The sequence below is a fragment of the Ureibacillus sp. GCM10028918 genome (genome assembly GCF_042666115.1).
Lineage (GTDB): Bacteria > Bacillota > Bacilli > Bacillales_A > Planococcaceae > Ureibacillus.
Genome location: NZ_JBHTFK010000039.1, coordinates 45170 through 65026, shown reverse-complemented (window position 1 = coordinate 65026; position 19857 = coordinate 45170). Strand labels below are relative to the sequence as shown.

General features: G+C 37.3%; 20 protein-coding genes. 14 read left to right on the top strand and 6 right to left on the bottom strand.

The features are described 5' to 3' along the window. Positions 1-75 precede the first annotated feature (75 nt). Entirely contained in the window at positions 76-465 is a 390-nt protein-coding gene (locus tag ACFQU5_RS18475) for a hypothetical protein (RefSeq protein WP_390291270.1), read from the bottom strand. A 324-nt stretch (positions 466-789) separates the two neighbouring features. Here ACFQU5_RS18475 and ACFQU5_RS18470 point away from each other — a divergent pair, with 324 nt between their 5' ends. After that, entirely contained in the window at positions 790-2139 is a 1350-nt protein-coding gene (locus tag ACFQU5_RS18470) for a 3' terminal RNA ribose 2'-O-methyltransferase Hen1 (protein ID WP_390291267.1), read from the top strand. A 3-nt stretch (positions 2140-2142) separates the two neighbouring features. Next, entirely contained in the window at positions 2143-4728 is a 2586-nt protein-coding gene (locus ACFQU5_RS18465) for a polynucleotide kinase-phosphatase (protein WP_390291264.1), read from the top strand. A gap of 65 nt (positions 4729-4793) precedes the next feature. Here ACFQU5_RS18465 and cysC read toward each other — a convergent pair whose 3' ends face one another. The 4 genes from cysC to ACFQU5_RS18445 all read right to left on the bottom strand — a co-directional run bounded on the left by cysC (position 4794) and on the right by ACFQU5_RS18445 (position 7742). After that, positions 4794-5390, bottom strand: coding sequence for an adenylyl-sulfate kinase (gene cysC, locus ACFQU5_RS18460; protein WP_390291261.1), 597 nt, complete (start codon positions 5388-5390; stop codon positions 4794-4796). A gap of 17 nt (positions 5391-5407) precedes the next feature. Beyond that, positions 5408-6547: a sulfate adenylyltransferase gene (sat, locus tag ACFQU5_RS18455; RefSeq protein ID WP_390291259.1), complete on the bottom strand. Its 1140-nt coding sequence runs from the start codon at positions 6545-6547 to the stop codon at positions 5408-5410. Positions 6548-6831: 284 nt separating this feature from the next. Continuing rightward, entirely contained in the window at positions 6832-7059 is a 228-nt protein-coding gene (locus ACFQU5_RS18450) for a hypothetical protein (protein WP_390291257.1), read from the bottom strand. Next, complete coding sequence (locus ACFQU5_RS18445) at positions 7041-7742, bottom strand: phosphoadenylyl-sulfate reductase (protein ID WP_390291254.1); 702 nt, start codon at positions 7740-7742, stop codon at positions 7041-7043. Before ACFQU5_RS18445 ends, ACFQU5_RS18450 begins: the two co-directional genes overlap by 19 nt. 385 nt (positions 7743-8127) lie before the next feature. Between ACFQU5_RS18445 and ACFQU5_RS18440 the strand changes: the two genes are divergently transcribed. From ACFQU5_RS18440 to ACFQU5_RS18385, 12 genes are all read left to right on the top strand, one after another. Beyond that, positions 8128-9153, top strand: coding sequence for a sulfate ABC transporter substrate-binding protein (locus ACFQU5_RS18440; RefSeq protein ID WP_390291251.1), 1026 nt, complete (start codon positions 8128-8130; stop codon positions 9151-9153). Positions 9154-9273: 120 nt separating this feature from the next. After that, entirely contained in the window at positions 9274-10110 is an 837-nt protein-coding gene (gene cysT / locus ACFQU5_RS18435) for a sulfate ABC transporter permease subunit CysT (RefSeq protein WP_390291248.1), read from the top strand. A gap of 14 nt (positions 10111-10124) precedes the next feature. After that, entirely contained in the window at positions 10125-11006 is an 882-nt protein-coding gene (gene cysW, locus ACFQU5_RS18430) for a sulfate ABC transporter permease subunit CysW (RefSeq protein ID WP_390291245.1), read from the top strand. A gap of 12 nt (positions 11007-11018) precedes the next feature. Next, positions 11019-12089 carry a sulfate/molybdate ABC transporter ATP-binding protein gene (locus ACFQU5_RS18425; RefSeq protein WP_390291243.1) on the top strand — a complete coding sequence of 357 codons (1071 nt, stop codon included), beginning with the start codon at positions 11019-11021 and terminating at the stop codon, positions 12087-12089. Positions 12090-12121: 32 nt separating this feature from the next. Next, complete coding sequence (locus tag ACFQU5_RS18420) at positions 12122-12397, top strand: hypothetical protein (RefSeq protein WP_390291241.1); 276 nt, start codon at positions 12122-12124, stop codon at positions 12395-12397. 255 nt (positions 12398-12652) lie between these two features. Continuing rightward, the gene (locus ACFQU5_RS18415) at positions 12653-13510 is read left to right on the top strand and encodes a DUF72 domain-containing protein (RefSeq protein ID WP_390291238.1); all 858 of its coding nucleotides are present in this window, start codon (positions 12653-12655) and stop codon (positions 13508-13510) included. Further along, positions 13510-14331 (top strand): sulfite exporter TauE/SafE family protein, encoded by an 822-nt coding sequence (locus tag ACFQU5_RS18410; RefSeq protein ID WP_390291235.1) that lies wholly within the window; start codon positions 13510-13512, stop codon positions 14329-14331. The genes ACFQU5_RS18415 and ACFQU5_RS18410 overlap by 1 nt, the downstream gene beginning before the upstream one ends. Positions 14332-14408: 77 nt before the next feature. Next, positions 14409-15770, top strand: a complete 1362-nt coding sequence (locus tag ACFQU5_RS18405) for a bifunctional metallophosphatase/5'-nucleotidase (RefSeq protein ID WP_390291232.1) — start codon at positions 14409-14411, stop codon at positions 15768-15770. A gap of 57 nt (positions 15771-15827) precedes the next feature. Beyond that, a complete protein-coding gene (locus ACFQU5_RS18400; RefSeq protein ID WP_390291229.1) occupies positions 15828-16931 on the top strand; it encodes an HD-GYP domain-containing protein in 1104 nt (367 codons plus the stop codon). A 66-nt stretch (positions 16932-16997) separates the two neighbouring features. Then, positions 16998-17759, top strand: a complete 762-nt coding sequence (yunB, locus tag ACFQU5_RS18395; protein ID WP_390291376.1) for a sporulation protein YunB — start codon at positions 16998-17000, stop codon at positions 17757-17759. Positions 17760-17977: 218 nt separating this feature from the next. Continuing rightward, complete coding sequence (gene lipA, locus ACFQU5_RS18390; protein ID WP_390291226.1) at positions 17978-18898, top strand: lipoyl synthase; 921 nt, start codon at positions 17978-17980, stop codon at positions 18896-18898. Positions 18899-18942: 44 nt separating this feature from the next. Next, positions 18943-19293 (top strand): YutD family protein, encoded by a 351-nt coding sequence (locus ACFQU5_RS18385; protein WP_390291223.1) that lies wholly within the window; start codon positions 18943-18945, stop codon positions 19291-19293. A gap of 258 nt (positions 19294-19551) precedes the next feature. Here the strand turns inward: ACFQU5_RS18385 and ACFQU5_RS18380 are convergent, their stop codons facing one another. Then, positions 19552-19818 carry a DUF3055 domain-containing protein gene (locus ACFQU5_RS18380; protein ID WP_107936889.1) on the bottom strand — a complete coding sequence of 89 codons (267 nt, stop codon included), beginning with the start codon at positions 19816-19818 and terminating at the stop codon, positions 19552-19554. Between the last annotated feature and the right edge of the window lie 39 nt (positions 19819-19857).

The window sequence follows — 19857 nt, the reverse complement described above, 5'->3', positions numbered from 1 at the left end:
TGATACGATACAAACTTTTTCAAAAAATCTTGAACAAAGCTATTTTTAATTATCCTTTTCAATAATACGGTTATTTTACTTAGTCCCGTTTTCATTTTCTTCATCGTAATCATCTTCTGTATTATCTGTGCCATTTTCACTATTAAATTCTTGACCCTCAGTACCACGGTTTGCATCATTATAGGCATCTTCGCCTTTACCGCCTGAGCCATCAGTTGCGTTGTTAGTATCATTACCATTTATATTGTTATCATATGAGTCGTTCTCTAAATTATCATTTACACCTTCTTTAAGACCATTTACACCTTCTTGCAAATCATTTTCATCTTCAGCGGCATCTTGTTGGTTGTCAATGATTTCTTCACCATTTTCGTTTACATTATCGTCGTTTTGGGCGTTGTCTGCATTACACCCTGCTAAGAATGCACTTCCTAGGATTAGAGCAAAAAAAGATTTTTTCCACATTATAATATTTTCCTCCTTCTTCTAAAGAAATCCATAAATAGGGACTGTTTATAGATTACCCTCGAAAGTATGGAGCTAACCTACAATCTAAAATTTCCAGTTTAAAATAATAGCATATTTTAGAATGGGTCAAGGTTACACTAGTCAAAACGCTTCCTCAGGAACGTCCAAATACTTCAAAAAATATCAGATAAATGCTAATAGGTTTATTTTAGTTCAACAACAGAAATAACCGTACATCTCTAAATAATAGAACTATATATACACCTTATGTTATATTGGAGAAAATTGGAATATTCAATTTGAAAGTAGGGATTACTTGCTATGCAATTAACGATAAGAGGGGCTGGCCAGGATGTGAAAGTACTTTCATATTTATTGGCGAAAAATCCGAATAACCTTTACGAGAGAAGTGTAAGTGGCCACTTAGTAAGAATGTTTTTTAGTGAGTTTACTGATGAGGAAGTGGAAGTTACTTTTTTTGTTACACCCGACCCAATTGAGCTTTCGAGGAATAATTCTCAAACTTATGATATTACTTCCTATATAAACGACCGGGAATTTGTCGTGAGTAGTATCTTCTGTACATTTTTAAGAACTGCGCTGGGAACCGCACTGAACGGAAAGCCAAAGGAAGAGTATGAATCCTGGGTGGATCATCCGTTTTCACTCCAATTTAGCTTTGGACCGGTTGCTTCTCATCTATCCGACCAAGAGCTCCACGGGTTATTTGAGCCTTTAGGTTATGAGATAGATATCGCTTACGGTGAAATTGATTATCGCATGAATTTTAAACCAGTTAGTACGGCGAGATACATCACGATCAAAGGCATGACGACACTTCAGATGGGTCTTCGACAGCTATTTGTATTAATCCCGGTCTTGGACAATTATAAGCATTATTATATCGACGAAAAAGAAGTCGAGAAAATTGAGCGATACGGTGAGGGCTGGCTGGACAAACATCCCCAAAGAGAGTTCATATTGCGACAAGCTCTGCGATTTGAAGAGCTTTACAACATGGTAGAAAAGCAAACCGACTCTGACATTAAAAATGAAACAATACCCAAGGTTAAACTAAATGACCTCCGCTACGAAAAGATAATCAGTAAAATTGATCAATTAAATTTTAAAGAGAGTATAGTGGACTTTGGTTCAGGTGAAGGAAAGCTATCCGAAAAATTAGGTTTTGTAAGTGGAGTAAAAGAAATTCTAGCGGTTGAACCTTCAGAATCGGAAACCCTTAAAGCTCTTAAACGCTTTGAAAAGGTAGAAAAGGGTGAGCATTTCAACATGCCGAAACAAATAATGGGCTCACTCTTTTACTATGATGAACGATTAAAAAACAAGGATATTATTATTCTTTGTGAGGTCATCGAACATATCGATGAAGAACGTCTACCTAAAATCATGCGAACAATCTTGCAGGATTACCGGCCAAGGGTGCTACTAATGACCACGCCAAATCAAGAATATAACGCAGTATATGGAATGGATGAAGGATACCGACATCCGGATCATCGATTTGAATGGAGTAGAGATGAATTTTACAAATGGTGTCAGAGACAAGATGAACACAGTAACTACGACATCACGTTTGAAGGAATTGGTGAAGAACACGAAATTTATGGCACTCCTACACAAATGGCTTTATTTACGAGAAAGGAGGTTTAAAAGATGGAGTTTGTCTTACCTTACGCTGGGATCGTCTTGCTAGTGGGACCATCTAATAGTGGAAAATCCACCTTCCTGCAGCAACTAATTGAAAAAGATCAAATACTTCCTTCAGAAATTGTTAGCTCAGATGAATATAGAGTGCGAGTTGGCGATGTAGAGTTTATAGATTGGGCTCATAGATGGAAAGACGTATCAGAAAGTTTATATGATGAATATCAAAAAATATCCGCTGAAGCCTTTTCCTTAATGGAAGCAACAATCGAGGCGAGATGCAGGCTTAATAAAATAACTTTTATAGACGCCACTCATTTATATCCTGATGACCGAAAAAGGTATATAGAACTTGGTAAAAAACATCACGTACCTGTAATGTCTCTTGTGTTGGATGTGGATCAAGAGGTTTTACTGGAGCGGGATAAAAACCGTGAAAATCCCCGAGGAAGTAAACGAATTAAGCAGCAGTATCAGGTATTTAAAAGAGAGAAACGATTTATAAAGAAAGAAGGTTATTTAGCCACCTATTTTGTCACTGATACAACCGATGTTGAAGTGATTAGGAGAAATAGTAATCCGCTTTATCTGGATGTTGAGAATGGTATCGATATTATCGGTGATATCCATGGCTGTTATGATGAAATGATTCAGCTTCTTGAAAAATTGGGTTATGAGAAAAATGCGAAAGATTATTACGTTCATCCTAAGGGGAGAAAATTCTTATCGCTTGGGGATATTATGAGCCGTGGTCCAGAGTCATTGAAAACGATGAAATTCTTCTTGCGTCATGTGAAAGAGAATCTAGCTTTCATGATCGACAGCAACCATGGATGGAAAATTGCTCGTTGGTTAGAGGGCAAAAGTGTCACCCTAAATCACGGAGACGAACTTGTTGCCCAGGAGTTTGAGCAATATGAAGATAGAGAGAATATCGATCAATTAAAACAAGAGTTAAAGAATTTTCTTCTAAAAGCTCCTTCTCATTATATATTCACAAAGCATGGGATTCCTACATTGGTTTGTACCCATGCTGGAATGAAAGATGAGTTTATTGGCAAACAATCTGATGACATCAGCGATTTCTGCAGATATGGTGATCAGGCAGGCCTTGATGAAACGGGCAGACCGATTCGTAAGGATTGGACGATTCATCATAAAACAAGTACATTAATTGTTTGGGGGCATGACCCGAAGCCGAAACCACTTGTTATCAACAATACAATTAATGTCGACCAAGGCGTCGTTTTCGGAGGAGAGTTGACAGCTTTCCGTTATCCGGAGAAAGAGTTTGTGGCCGTTCAAGCTAACAAGGATTACTCGGAAGGAAAAAATAACCCTCTTATAGAGTTGAAAAAGAAGCGGTTGAATCCTCCGAACATTGCTAAATTCATCAATGGGTTTTCGGTATTAACAGATGCGCTGGGAGATATTAAAATCCCTAAAGAGTATGCGCTTGCCTCAATCGATACGGTGTCTCACTATACGGTTCCGATTGAGGAGCTGGTTTATATTCCACCAACGATGAGCCCTACGCCAAAACCTTCTCCTTTAGAAACATATCTGGAACATCCAAGAGAAGCGATTGGTTACTACAGAAGTATGGGAATTGAACGGATGGTTGCCGAGAAAAAGCATATGGGTAGTAGAGGAATCTTGTATTTATTTAAAGATCAAGAGGCGGGTCGAAAATACGTTGGCCGTGAAACCCTAGGTGTAATTTATACACGTACTGGCAGAAGGTTCTTCGATATTGAAACAGAAGGGAAAATACTATCAAGAATCAATAAAAGCTTAAGCAATAGTGATTATTTCAATAAATATGATACAGATTTCCTTCTTGTAGATGCGGAAATCATGCCATGGAATCTGAAAGCGAAAGAACTTATTAGCAGTCAGTATGCACATGTATCTGAAAATGCCATCTTAGATCGAAGCTTACTTAAGGATAAGATTGAAAGTGCAGAAAGCAGCAATGAAAATTTAGTTAAATGGCTCAAAGAATATGATGAAATGCTTTCAAACGCTCATATTTTCAAGGAAGTATTTCAAAAGTACTGCTGGGAAATCAACGAGATTGATCAAATTCAAATTGCTCCTTTCCACGTACTCGCTCATAGTAATGAAACCTTCTTTGATAAACCACATACTTGGCATATGAAGATGAACAAGGAATTCGCGCTAATGGACAATCTCTTTGTTGAAACGGAATACATGGTGATTGATGATACAGCAAGTGAAGAAAAGGTTATCAAATGGTGGGACGAGATGACAAGTGATGGACATGAAGGTATTGTCATTAAGCCGGAGACATATATTGCAAAGTCAAAAGGTAGGCTGATTCAACCTGCTATAAAGGTTAGAGGAAGAAAATATCTAAATATCATATATGGTATGGATTACTTACAGCCAGAAAATCTGTCTAGATTAAAAAATCGCAATATTGGCAAGAAACAAAAGCTTGCCTTAAAAGAGTTTTCATTAGGTGTTGAGGGCGTTCAAAGGCTTGTAAATGGTGAGTTCATCGAAAGGATTCATGAATGTGTACTCGGCACCCTTGCCATGGAGTCGGACCCGGTTGATCCAAGGTTATAGGGTGAAATGACCAGGAAAAAAAGCTGTTCAATTTGTCTTTGGTGGACGATTGAACAGCTCATTTTTTATTTGATATATTCTTTTTCTACTAAGATTTGAATCAGTTGTTGTGCGCATTCTTCAACAGAGAAATTCTCACTATCTACAACAATTTCCGGATTTACCGGTGCTTCATACGGTGCACTAATTCCGGTGAAGTTTTTAATTTCTTCATTGCGGGCTTTTTTGTAAAGACCTTTTGGATCTCTTCGTTCACATTCTTCAACAGAGCATTTTACGAAGACTTCGATAAACTCTCCATCCTCAACTAATGCACGAACTGTATCTCGATCTTCTTGATAAGGTGAGATAAAGGCTGTTAAGACAATTTGACCGCTCTCAACGAAAAGCTTGGAAACTTCACCGATTCTGCGGATATTTTCTTTACGGGAGTCCTCATCAAAACCTAAGTCTTTGTTTAAGCCGTGCCGAATATTATCTCCGTCTAATACGAAGGTTTGATTGCCTCTTTCAAATAGCTCTCTTGCTAATGCGTTAGCGATAGAGGATTTTCCGGAAGCAGATAAGCCGGTAAACCAAAGGATGAAGCTATGATGGTCATTTTTTTCTCTTCTTTCCGATTTACTGATGGAGGCATCATGCCATACAATATTTGAACTCAAATTTTACACCTCTTTTATTATGAATGAACTTCTTTTCGTAGACCACGAATTAAAACTTCGATCACTTCTTTTCTGCTGAATGTGCTTGGAGGGATTTCACCATTTCTAAGCATTTCGCGTACCTTTGTACCCGATAAAATGATACGGGAAGAAGCATCATGCGGGCATGTTTTTGTTGTAGCCATGCCTTCGCAATTAGTGCAATAGAAGCTATGCTCGAATTTTAATGGTGTAATGCCAATTTCATCAGGCGTAAAGTTTTCAAAGATAACTTGCGCATCATATGTGCCGTAGTAATCGCCAACACCTGCATGGTCCCGACCCACGATAAAGTGTGTGCATCCATAATTTTTACGAACAAGTGCATGGAAAATAGCTTCCCTTGGACCAGCATAGCGCATTGCAGCTAGGAACACACCTAAATGAACACGTTCTTTTGGATAGTATTGATCAAGTAGAACTTCATAGCTTTCCATACGGATTTCAGCTGAAATATCATCCGATTTTGTTTCACCAACTAAAGGGTTTAAAAATAGACCGTCCACTGTTTCCAATGCAACTTTTTGGATGAATTCATGAGCGCGATGAACGGGGTTTCTTGTTTGGAAACCAACGATTGTTTTCCAGCCCTTTTCAGCAAAAATTGCTCTAGTTTCACTTGGTTCAAAGCTGTATGCAGGAAATTGCTTCTCTGATTTTTTGATTAAAGTGGTTTTCCCGCCAACATAAACAGATGGGCGTTCAAATAGCTTTTTAACACCAGGGTGGTTTAAGTCATCTGTTCCATAAATTAAACGAGCTTCAACCTGTTTGTCAGGTGTGTAAATATCGTTAACCTCAATCAGTCCATATACATCACCATTGTATGTTAACTTTACTTTTTCACCAATTACTAAAGTTGCTGAAACTTCTTCGGTAACAGGAAGAGCAATTGGAATGCTCCATACGGTACCAGAAGCTAGGCGCATATTTCTAACAACATTTTCATAATCTTCTTTTGCTAAAAACCCATCGATTGGGCTATATGCACCAATACCGATTAGTTCAAGGTCACTTAATGCAATCGCATCAAGCTGAATTTCCTTTGTTAAGTTTTCATATGATTCATTTGGATTGAAACTTTGTACCAATTTTCCTCCGTGTGGTTGTAAGCTCATCTGTTATTTCCTCCTAATCTAGTTTTCAAAAATTATAAGATTACAAATGATATTAACTTTTTTGAAAGTAGGTCTATGTCTAGCTGCAGGTGCTAGCTCCTCGCGCAATTAGGAATCGCCTGCAAGACAAACAGCGTCCTTTCGCCAATTCTTCCAATTGTTGGGGCTCACATGATGTGATTCATGTCGACGATGCTCGCGTGTGTTGTGCTTTCGTCGACCCGGAGCTTGGCGAGCACCTTCCGCTTTCTATGTCTAGCTGCAGGTGCTAGCTCCTCGCGCAATTAGGAATCGCCTGCAAGGACAAAGAGCGTCCTTTTGCCAATTCTTCCAATTGTTGTCGGAGCTTGGCGAGCACCCTCCGCTTTTCTGTGTCTAGCTGCAGGTGCTAGCTCCTCTACAACTTCAGAATCGCCTGCAAGGACAAAAAGCGTCCTTTTGTCGATTCTTCCAGTTGTTGTCGGAGCTTGGCGAGCACCTTCCGCTTTTCTGTTTAATCGTGTAAACCACATTCAGTTTTATTTGAACCTGACCATCTCCCTGAACGCAAATCATCCATTGTAAAGGCAGGTTTTGTACAATGTAAGCAGCCAATACTTGGATATCCTGTGTCGTGAAGGGGGTTGTACGTTAAATTATGTTTGCTAACATAACGCCAAACATCTTTCCATGTCCAATGTATCAAAGGACAAATTTTGACTGATTCAAATTTATTATCTTTATTGATAAACTCGGTATTTTGTCGAGTTTCGGATTGATCACGGCGTAATCCGGAAATCCAGGCCTTCGAACCACTTAAAGTTTCTCGAAGTGGTGTCAGTTTTCGAATGTCACAGCATTTGTTTGGATTTGTTTTCCAAAGCTCTTCGCCAAATTGCTGAGCTTGCTCCTCTAAAGTAAGGACAGGTTTTTTTAGTTCTATTTGAAGGTCAGGATAGTTTTGTTTTACTTTTTCAATTGTTTCGTAGGTTTCTTTAAAATGTACATCTGTATCTAAAAAGATTATTTTCGCGTTTGGTTTTACTTTAGAGATTAAATCGATTAACACGATTCCTTCAATACCAAAGCTGCATGCATACACTACTTCATCACCATAGTGAGAGTAAGCCCATTGTAAAACGTTTAAAGCACCCTTATAGACATCATCTACTTCAAATTGAAACGATGTATCGCTCCAACTAGCGTAAGTTAACATATAGTACCTCCTTAAAAAATAAAATAAGGCGCTTTAATGCTCCTCCAAAATGAAGGGTTACATTAAAACGCCTCTAGTGTGTCTAGTCAGCTTTAATAATATTCTATACGAATAAATTTCCAAGGAATGTATAACTTTGATTTAAAGTATACTATTTTTGTAGAAATAGTCAAATTAAATTTTAAGTAATAGAAATTTTTAGAAAACTTTATAATTCCTTGTTGACTTATCGGAAAAGTTTTATTAGTGTATATTTCAAATACAGTATGCATTTTATTTCCATGCACACAAAATATATGCCGATCAGACACACTGAAGGTTGCAACATTTCCTTTTCAAAGGGAATGAATGCAACCTTTTTAATTTTAAAAGGGGGAGATAGAAGATGAGGAAAAAAAAGAAATCTGTATTACTCGCTGGTGTTATTACGACAGCTTTACTTTTAGCTGCTTGTGGCGATGACTCACAGGCAAATAGTGAGGGAAAAGTCGAGATTTTAAATGTTTCATATGATCCAACACGTGAATTATATGTTGAATTCAATGAAGCTTTTGCAAGCCATTGGAAAGAACAAACGGGTCAAGATGTAACATTCCAGCAATCACATGGCGGTTCGGGTAAACAAGGTCGTGCTGTCATTGATGGACTTGAAGCAGATGTTGTAACGCTAGCACTTGCTTACGATATTGATGAAATTGCTCAAACCCGGGAATTATTAGATAAGGATTGGCAAACAGAATTCGAACATAATTCTTCTCCATATACTTCTACAATGGTTTTTCTAGTTCGTAAAGGTAATCCTAAAGGAATTAAAGACTGGGATGATTTAATACGAGATGATGTGTCGGTTATTACACCAAACCCAAAAACAAGTGGCGGGGCACGTTGGAATTACTTAGCTGCATGGGGCTATGCAGATAAAAAATTCAATGGTGATGAAAAGCAGATTAAGGACTTTATAAAACAATTATTTGGAAACGTGGAAGTTCTGGATTCAGGTGCCCGTGGTTCAACAACTACATTTGTTGAACGAGAAATCGGCGACGTATTAATCGCTTGGGAAAATGAAGCTTATCTCTCTATCAATGAATTAGGTGTGGATGAGTTTGAAATTGTTACACCTTCTTTAAGTATTTTAGCGGAGCCTCCTGTTGCAGTTGTTGACAAAATCGTAGATAAAAAAGGTACGCGTGAAGTAGCGGAAAGTTATCTGGAGTATTTATATTCTGATGAAGGTCAGGAAATTGCGGCCAAGAATTATTACCGCCCTCGAAATGAAGAAATTTTAGAGAAATATAGTGATCAATTCCAATCTTTAGATTTAATAACTATAGAAGACTTTGGTGGCTGGCAAGAAGCTCAAAAGACGCATTTTGCAGATGGTGGTACGTTTGACGAAATCTATCAATAGTTTAAAAGAGGCATAAACTTCTTGATTTTATCAGCCAAAAGGAGGCTTCCGATTTTGGAACCTTCTTACATACACTTTAAATTATTTGAAATGATTCAATAAAGTTTAAAGGAGGTACATATGGAATTAACCTTAAAAAAGCGTAAAAAGAATACAATTATACCTGGATTCACCTTAACACTGGGGTACACGATGATCTATTTAAGTATTATTGTGCTACTTCCGTTATCAATGGTTTTCTTCAATACTTTGTCAATGAGCTGGAGTGAATTTTGGGAAACCATTGCACATCCTCGTGCAGTTGCATCCTATAAGTTAAGTTTTGGAACTGCATTGGCTGCAGGTCTTATCAATGTAATTTTCGGAACGATTATTGCATGGGTTTTAGTTCGTTATGAGTTCCCCGGGAAGAGGATAGTAGATGGTTTAGTAGATCTTCCATTTGCTTTGCCAACTGCAGTTGCAGGTATTGCCCTTGCAACTTTATATTCGCCAAATGGATGGGTTGGCCAGTTTTTTGATTTTAAAGTTGCATTCACGCCACTTGGGATTATTATTGCACTTACTTTTATTGGATTGCCGTTTGTAGTGAGAACTGTACAGCCAGTGTTGCAAAATCTTAGCAGTGAAATTGAAGAAGCATCTGCAAGCCTGGGTGCAACACGGCTTCAAACCTTTACTAAGGTAATTTTTCCAGAGTTGCTTCCAGCTATTATTACGGGGTTTTCATTAGCTTTTGCTCGTTCTCTTGGCGAATATGGATCAGTGGTATTTATAGCGGGTAATATGCCGATGAAAACTGAAATTACGCCACTAATCATTATGACGAAACTAGAACAGTACGATTATGTGGGCGCTACAGCAATTGCAACGGTAATGCTTGTTACATCCTTTGTCTTATTGTTGCTGATCAATATTATTCAATGGTATACAAACCGGAAATTTAATCTGCAATAAGGAGGGGGATAGTTATGACAAAACCTTATGAAGCTGAACATGAAGCTCCTTTAACCGTTAGTCCTCGTGGAGCAACTAAGTCATATGCTCTACAGGAATCAGCACTTGTAAAATGGTCGTTGATTACGATTTCACTTGTTTTTCTAGCACTATTTTTAATTTTGCCTTTGGTTTCAATTTTTGTCACAGCCTTAGAAAAAGGGTGGGCAACTTATGTAGCTTCCATTACAGATCCAGATGCTTTAGCAGCTATAAAACTAACATTAACAGTAGTATTAATCGTTGTTCCTTTAAACGCAATTTTTGGAATCGTGGCAGCATGGGCAATTACGAAATTCTCCTTTAAAGGAAAAAACGTATTAATAACATTAATAGATTTACCGTTTGCAGTCTCGCCGGTCATAGCAGGGTTAGTGTTTATTTTGTTATTTGGTGCTCAAGGTCTATTTGGTGAATGGCTATTCCAAAATGATATAAAAATTGTATTCGCATTACCTGGCATCGTGATCGCAACAATGTTTGTTACATTCCCTTTCGTTGCAAGAGAGCTTATTCCATTAATGCAGATGCAGGGAATCACGGAGGAAGAAGCATCAATTTCTTTAGGTGCAAGCGGCTGGAAGACCTTTTTCCTGGTGACATTGCCAAATATTAAATGGGGTTTATTATATGGATTAATTTTATGCAATGCGCGGACAATTGGGGAATTTGGGGCCGTGTCTGTCGTATCTGGCCATATTCGAGGGATGACAAATACAATGCCATTGCATATTGAAATTTTATATAACGAATATCAATTTACGGCAGCATTTGCTGTTGCTTCACTCATGTCCATCCTAGCAATCATTACAATCATTATTAAAAATATTATTGAGTGGAAAGCAAAAGACGTATAGGGAGGTTTCAAAATGAGCATTCATATTCAAAATGTTTCAAAGACTTTCGGTTCATTTCAAGCGTTACAGGATATATCAATTGATATCGAATCGGGGGAACTGATTGCACTATTAGGTCCATCGGGTTCGGGAAAAACAACCCTATTACGTATCTTAGCTGGTTTAGAAGGTTTAGATGAAGGGGCGATTTTATTTGATGGACAGAATATTACAAATGTAAGCCCGAAGGAAAGAAAAGTAGGATTCGTATTCCAGCATTATGCTTTGTTTAGACATATGACGGTGTTTGATAATGTGGCATATGGCTTAAAAGTTCGTCCACGTAAGACGCGCCCATCAAAAGATGAGATTAATAAGAAAGTAACTGATCTTTTGGCACTGGTGAAGTTAGATAATTTTGCAGACCGTTATCCCTCTCAACTTTCTGGAGGTCAACGCCAACGAGTTGCATTGGCTCGAGCCTTGGCAGTAGAACCAAAAGTTTTATTATTAGATGAGCCATTTGGTGCCCTGGATGCAAAGGTTCGAAAAGAGCTGCGTCGCTGGCTGCGAAAACTACACAATGAATTCCATGTAACAAGTATTTTTGTGACACATGATCAGGAAGAGGCACTTGATGTTGCCAACCGAATTATCGTTATGAATAACGGAAAAATCGAGCAGATTGGTACTCCCGAAGAAGTTTATGAACACCCAAATAGTCCTTTTGTGTACGATTTCTTAGGGAATGTCAATTTGTTTAGAGGACGTTTGCATAAAGGGAAGCTTACTCAAGGTCAATTTGAAATTGATGTTCCAACTTATTTGGATTCTTATGATGATGCTATTGGATATGTACGACCTCATGATATCCAAATTGAAAAAGCACAGTTAAATAATGAAAGCGTCGCTGCAAAAATTGTCCATATTCATATGGTGGGGCCAATTGTCCAACTTGAACTGAAGCGAGAAGATGTTGACGAATACTTGGAAGCAGAAATACCAAAAGAACATTATAAAGAATTGGATATCAAAAATGGAGATACAGTTTATATCCGACCAAAACAATTGAGAGTGTTTATTCCAGAGGACTTTTCGATATAAAAAAAGTCGATAACTACTTAGGAGGAATCAGTGTGGATAGATTTATGCATATATTGAACTTACCTGATTTGCAATTTGCCCAATATTGCCAAAAGCAATTTTCCATTAATAAAGGAAACTTTAATACAATTGATAGTTGGTTTTTCGATAATGGGATCATCAATATTTTAGATCGAAGAATGAGAATATTACAGTTTATGTCGTTTACTAATTCAAATGAGACAGATGTGAAATTTGGACCAGGTGGATTATCGAAAAAATTAGAGGAATTTTGGATCGATGCGATTAGCTGTATGCAATTTCATTGAAAGAAATTGAAATAACAAGAAGAAATAAAACTTATGGAAGTATAGAAAAAAGTTCGGTTTACGCACTGTCGCGTATCCGAACTTTTTTCTAATAACAAAAGTTGAACATCAAGTGATTTATAAAAGTGAAGTAGTCGATAAAACCTTATGGATCTAGTTGTGTTTTTCTAAGTTAAATCGTTTATACTTTTATATAAAGGTTAAATGGATATTACATAAAAAAAGTGAAAATAAGGTAAAATAGAGGAATAAAATATGATAAAAATTGGATTAACAGGATGGGGAGATCATCCTTCGATTTATCGTTCAAATTCAACAAGACGAGATAAGCTTTTCGATTATAGCAGCCATTTTCCTATAGTGGAATTAGATACGTCTTTTTATGCGATTCCATCACAGCAAAATATCGAGAAATGGGTAAATGAAACACCCGACCCATTTCAATTTATCGTGAAAGCCTATCAAGGGATGACAGGTCATTTAAGAGATGACAATCCTTATGAAACACGTCATGAAATGTTTGAAGCTTTTAGACAATGTGCAGATGCTTTTCGAAATGAAAAAAAATTGGCAATGATTTTAGTTCAGTTTCCACCTTGGTTTGATTGTTCAGTGAAAAATGTAAACTATATCCGTTATGTCAAACAACAGTTGGAGAATTTCCCTGTTGCCATCGAATTTCGAAATCGAACTTGGTATAGCCCGGATAGATTGCAGGAAACGATTCGTTTCTTAAGAGAACTCGGGTTTATTCATACCGTGTGTGATGAGCCACAGGCAGGCGTAGGATCGGTCCCTTTTGTTGTAGAAGCAACGAATGAAAAGGCACTTGTCAGGATCCATGGCAGAAATGTTTATGGGTGGCGAAATTCAGGATCGACGGAAAATTGGAGAGAGGTTCGTTTTCTTTATGATTATAATGAAGAAGAACTAACAGAGCTAGCAAATAAAATAAGAATTCTTGAGAAACTTTGTAAAGAGGTATACATCCTATTCAATAATAATTCTGGGCACCATGCAGCAGATAATGCGAAAACCTTACAGCGAATGTTGAATCTTGACTTTGATGGTCTTGCTCCAAAGCAACTCGATTTCTTTGAAGGAGGGTTCTGATGGAGTACATATTATTAGCAATCATTGCCTTGGCATCTGGCATTTTAGGATCCCTCGTAGGTTTGGGTGGTGGGGTTATTTTGATCCCTGCGACCTTATTCGTCGGCATTAATCTTGGTTTTTTTCCGGAAATTACGCCTCAAAGAGTTGTAGGGCTATCTGTTATTATGATGATCTTTATCGGACTGTCTTCAACACTTTCCTATATGAAAAATAAACAGGTTGACTTTAAAAGCGGCTTTATCTTTTTTATAGGTAGTATCCCTGGGACGATGGTAGGTGCATGGCTAAATAAAGGATTGGATTTACCTTCATTTAATTTATACTTTGGTATATTTTTAGTTTTATTATCAATATTATTATTTATTCGAGATAAATTAAAACCAATACAATGGTTTGTGAAACATGGGAAGAAGACGCATTTTACCGACCAAGAGGGTAGGGAGTTTGTTTATGGCTATCCTATCTGGTTTGCGATTGTTTTTACCTTTATAGTGGGGATGGTGTCTGGTCTATTCGGTATTGGTGGGGGCTCCTTACTTGTGCCAGCAATGGTCCTGCTATTCTTATTCCCACCACATATCGCCGTAGCAACATCGATGTTCAATGTGTTTTTATCTTCAATGGTCAATTCAGCAAGCCATATTTATTTAGGTAATGTCCCTTGGATCTTTACAATCCCTGTTATTATCGGGGCATACATCGGAGCAAAAGTTGGTGCCGCTTTAAATAAACGAATGCAGTCAAAAACCATTGTTTTCGTATTGCAGATTGTTATGTTGTTAATAGGTATCCGCTCGATCTTAGAGGGGCTATTTTAATTTATCCTGTAGTGTACCGACGAATTCAAGTAGGTATATTCGATATTTTAACATTATATTTGAAAGAGGTGATCCATTTGCTTGAGACCATTCATATTTTTCATACAAATGATATACATAGCCATTTTGAATATTGGCAACGAATGCAAAACTTCATTAAAACACAACGATTGGAATATGCAAAATTAGGAGAACCGAGCTTTTTATTTGATATCGGAGATCATCTCGACCGTTCAAATATTTATACAGAAGCGACACTTGGTAAGGGGAATGTCCAATTATTAAACGAAGCACAATATGATGTTGTGACAATTGGAAACAACGAAGGGATTACTTTATCCTTTGAAGAATTACAATCTCTTTACGATGAGGCCAAGTTTGAGGTGGTTGTCGGTAATATTGAGCCTGTTGAAGGAAGTAAACCGAAATGGTTAAAGCCTTATACGATTTTACAAACAAAATCTGGAACGAAAATTGGGGTTATTGGGGCAACGGCTATTTATGAAGTGTTTTATAAGGAGTTAAATTGGCACATTACTGATCCGAGGCAAGTAATCGTGCAATTAGCCAATCAATTAAAAGAAGAAGTAGATATTCTTGTATGCTTATCTCATCTTGGCATCTCGGAAGATGAACTATTAGCAAATGAATGTCCAAGTATAGACGTCATTTTTGGATCGCATACACATCATTTATTGGAAGAGGGGAAACTAGTAAATAATGTACTCTTAACAGGATGTGGCAAATTTGGAGTTTATACAGGCCATCTAACACTGCAATTTGACCATATTACCCGAAATTTAGTAATCAAAAAAGAAGAGGTTATTGAAAATGCAATTCTCCCTGAAACAGAAGGGGAATCATTATTTTTAGCGAAATTGACGGAACAAGGTAAACAGCTCTTGCAAAAGCCAATTTTTCAAACGAACAGAAGCTACAATAAAGAGTGGTTCCATCATTCACAGCTATCAAAACTTTTTGCGGAGGCTGTCCTTGATTTTACAAATGCGGATTGTACGATGTTTAATGCGGGAATCTTCCTTGATCGTTTAAAAAAAGGAACAATTACCAATTATGATATTCATAAAATACTACCTCATCCGATAAATATATGTGTTATCGAATTATCTGGAACAGAATTAAAAGAAGTATATTTACAAGCCCAAAATGAACAATGGCCGAACTTTGAATTGAAAGGTCTGGGATTTAGAGGTTCTATTTTTGGTAAAATGCTTACTTATCAATTTTCAATGAACAAGCAAAGAGAGCTTTTAGTAGGCGGTGAAGTAGTTGAATTAGATCGGCTTTATAAACTGGCAACTTTAGATATGTTTACCTTCGGATACTTCTTTCCGAACTTTAAATATGCAAAGAAAAAGTACTATTTACCACTATTTTTAAGAGATATATTAATCGAATATGGTAAAAGTTTAGTTTAATTCATAGTAATCATCGAAAGAGGATGTATTTCAACACAGGAATTGAGGTAAAATTAAATGCGTTTAATATCAATCAATGTGCTAAAAACAGGAATGGTAATCGGGAGAACGATTTGGAACGAGGCGGGGCTTCCTTTAATACAAAATGATGTTGTTGTCACAGAAGGGCTAATTAGTAGATTAAAACAATTAGGCATCCAATATGTGTATATCGAAGACAAAATTTCGGAAGGTATTGAAGTCGAAGAAACAGTACCTTTTGCTGTACGGAAAAAAGCAGTTAGGCAAATCACGGATGCATTCCATAAATTAAAAGGCTTGGATAACAAAGCTGCCTCTCTGGTTATCGAAAAGCAAACAAAAGAAATAGGTAAGTTAGTGGATGAACTATTAAGTTCCATAATTAATAGTAAAGAAATATTAATGATCTTGTCAGATACTTTGTTATACGATGAATATATTTACCAGCACTCATTCCAAGTGACGCTGTATTCCCTAGCTATTGCAATAGAAATGGGCTATTCGGAGAACGATCTAAGAACAATTGGCATGGGCGCGATATTGCATGATGTTGGTAAAATGGTGACGCCGGCAGAAGTTTTGTTTAAACCGGGCCGCTTGACAAAAGAAGAGTTTGAAATGATGAAACAACACGCAAGGTCAGGTTTTGATATTCTAAGAAATTTACATACTGTTTCTCTCCTTGTTGCTCACTGTGCATTCCAGCATCACGAACGAATGGATGGAAGTGGATATCCGCGAGCACTGGTAGATTATGAGATTCATCCATATGCGAAAATAATAGCAGTGGCTGATGTATTTGATGCAGTTACTTCAAACCGTGTATATCGCGAAAAAATGATTCCCTCCCAGGGAATAGCCATTATCGAAGCCGGGAGAGGGACAATGTTTGATGCGAATGTAGTTGATGCATTGAAAAAGAGTGTTGTCCATTATCCGAACGGAACCATCTTAGTATTAGGAGACGGTCGGCGTGGGATTGTTGCCAAGCAAAATGCTCAAAACTCAGCTTTGCCGTGTTTGCGTATTTTTGAAGAAAATAATCAATTATTAAAAACTACATATCTTTTGAATTTGATTGAAGAACCAAATGTATCGATTGAAAAAGTGGATACTGAATTTATCTTGGAGGTTGAATAGTTCTCTTCTCCTGTTCATAAATTGGAGCAGGAGGAGATTTTTTTGTTTTCTCGTCGTCCAAGGAGAATGATGTTTTCAGTAGTGAAGAAGGGTAAAAAGCGAAAAATGTCCAATAGGTTTACGCTATTCGCGGTTAGTTTTGCAATCGGGATTTCGTTCTTCCTATACATATTGAATGATCGTTTAATGCCAACTTATGTTCAATATGCAGAGGTCCAAACGGAAAAAATTGCTGCACATGTAGTGAGCAAAGCAATTAATTCGCGAACATCCAGCGTATTAGACGTAAATGAAATCATAGAAGATTTACCTTCCGAGTCGGATTATATGGTGACAACAAAATTCAATACCGAAATTATCAACCAAGTTCGAGCAGAAACAACGGCTTTAGTAAAGGAACATTTAGAATTAGCAGAACAGGGAGATTTATCGCAATTACCGGATCTAGAAAATGTGGAATATGATGTGAGGGAAATTCAAAAAGGGGATGGCATTGTCTTTTTCGTTCCAATTGCCCAAGCCCTCAACCTTCCTTTACTCGGAAACTTAGGTCCGAGAGTGCCAATCCGTTTTCACATCATCGGAAATGTAGCGAGTGATGTTGCAACGTCCATTTCAGAATTTGGCATAAACAATGCCAAGGTGGAGGTAAATATTGATTTGAAAGTAAATGTTCAAATTATTATTCCATTTGCGAGTCAACAATCCACAGTAGAGCAAACAATTCCAGTGGCAATCGGTTTAGTTCGTGGCCAAGTCCCGCATATCTATACGAATGGAGCAGATGGGGCACAGCCTTCTATCGAGGTTCCAGTACCAATGAATTGATGGTCCAGTGCATTTAAATAGCGGATTATATGTAAACTTAGCGAAAGTTAGTTGTTTTCGATTGTAATAGTATGTTACATTGACAACAGTATGTGTAATTTTTGTGCATAATTAGAAAGAATAAAACCTTCCTAGTTTTGCATAAGTGCACGAAGGCTAATCGCTTCCGGTTATTTCGATAAGCCGAATTTTCTAATATTGATAGGGGATGAATAGTAATGACAAGTAAACCTGCCAACGAGAAAGAGCAAATCTTACGAAAACCCGAATGGTTAAAAATAAAATTAAATACGAACGATGAATATAAAGGCTTAAAAAAATTAATGCGTGAGAAAAACTTGCACACAGTTTGCGAGGAAGCACGTTGTCCGAATATCCACGAATGCTGGGGTGAAAGAAGAACGGCAACAATGATGATTCTTGGAGATGTTTGTACACGTGCATGTCGCTTTTGTGCGGTTAAGACAGGCCTTCCAAATGAATTGGATCTAGCAGAACCAGAACGTGTTGCTGATTCAGTTGAAATTATGAATTTAAAACATGTTGTCATTACAATGGTTGCACGTGACGATCTAAAAGACGGCGGTGCAGGTGTCCTAGCTGAAACGGTTCGAGCAATTCGACGCAAAACACCTCAAACCTCCGTTGAAGTACTACCTTCTGATTTAGGTGGACTGGAAGAAAACCTAAAAATGTTAATGGATGCAAAACCAGACATTTTAAATCATAATATCGAAACGGTTCGTCGTTTAACGCCAAGAGTTCGTGCCCGTGCAAAATATGAACGCTCATTAGAGTTTTTAAGAAGAGCGAAAGAAATGCAGCCGGATATTCCTACAAAATCATCGCTTATGATTGGTTTAGGGGAAGAATGGGATGAAATCTTGGAAGTAATGGATGATTTAAGAGCGAACAATGTTGATATCATGACAATTGGCCAATATTTGCAACCGTCGAAAAAACATTTACCAGTGAAAAAATATTATACACCAATAGAATTCGGAAAACTCCGTAAAATTGCGATGGAAAAAGGCTTTAAACATTGTCAGGCCGGGCCGTTAGTTCGCAGTAGCTATCATGCGGACGAGCAAGTCAATGAAGCAACAAAAACAAGACAACTTCAAGCTGAAGAAGTATAAAATAGTCGACCAATTTATGAGGATGTAAGATAGGAGGAGTTTCGATGATTATAGCTGAGGGATATACCTATGAAATTATCGAAAATGTCCGAGAGGGTTTTAAAGAGGATGCTTTCTTAGCTAGATATTCAGATATCCTAACAAAGTACGATTATATCGTTGGTGACTGGGGATACGGTCAGCTTCGTCTAAAAGGGTTTTTTGAAGACAAAAATCAAAAAGCAACTTTTGATACGAGAATAAGTACGTTTGAAGATTATTTGTACGAATATTGCAATTTTGGCTGTGCCTATTTCATTTTAAGAAAAACAGGGAAAGCGCCGAAACAATTAGAATCCACATCTAATCTTGTTATTGAGGAATTACCAGAAACCCTTGAGGAAATCGAGAACTGATTTTAGTTTATAATACTAAAATAGATTTCAACAGAGATGGCCATATATAACCACTGCGAGAAAATGGACGCGGTGGTTTTTCTTTATATTTAAAGTTCGTGTTTTTTTTGCAACAATTATATCTTTTGAAACAATTTCTTATCCCGTCGTGCTTGAGAATTCCACTATAAAATTATATAGTTTTCTTTAAAAAACAGCTGAACATGAATAGGGTAAATAAAAAATGACACTCGATGAATTACATCAAGTGTCATTTTTCTATGCCAATAATTCGTTTAAGTATTCTCGTAAATCTTCAGCTTCTTCTTCGGTCTTGTTAAAGACATGCTCCAAGTATCCAGGCTCCTCTACATCATCCGGACCGATAATTGCAAAGCGACCCATTTGCATATCTAAAACTAATACTTTTCCAAAAAAACGAGAGGATTGCATAATAGCTAAATCATATCGCAACTTTTTGCCAGTAAAGCTGACAAATCTAGTTTTTGACTCTTCTACATCATCATATAAGAAAAAACGCTCCATATTGTATAAGACTCCTTCCAATTCTATAGAATATGTTAC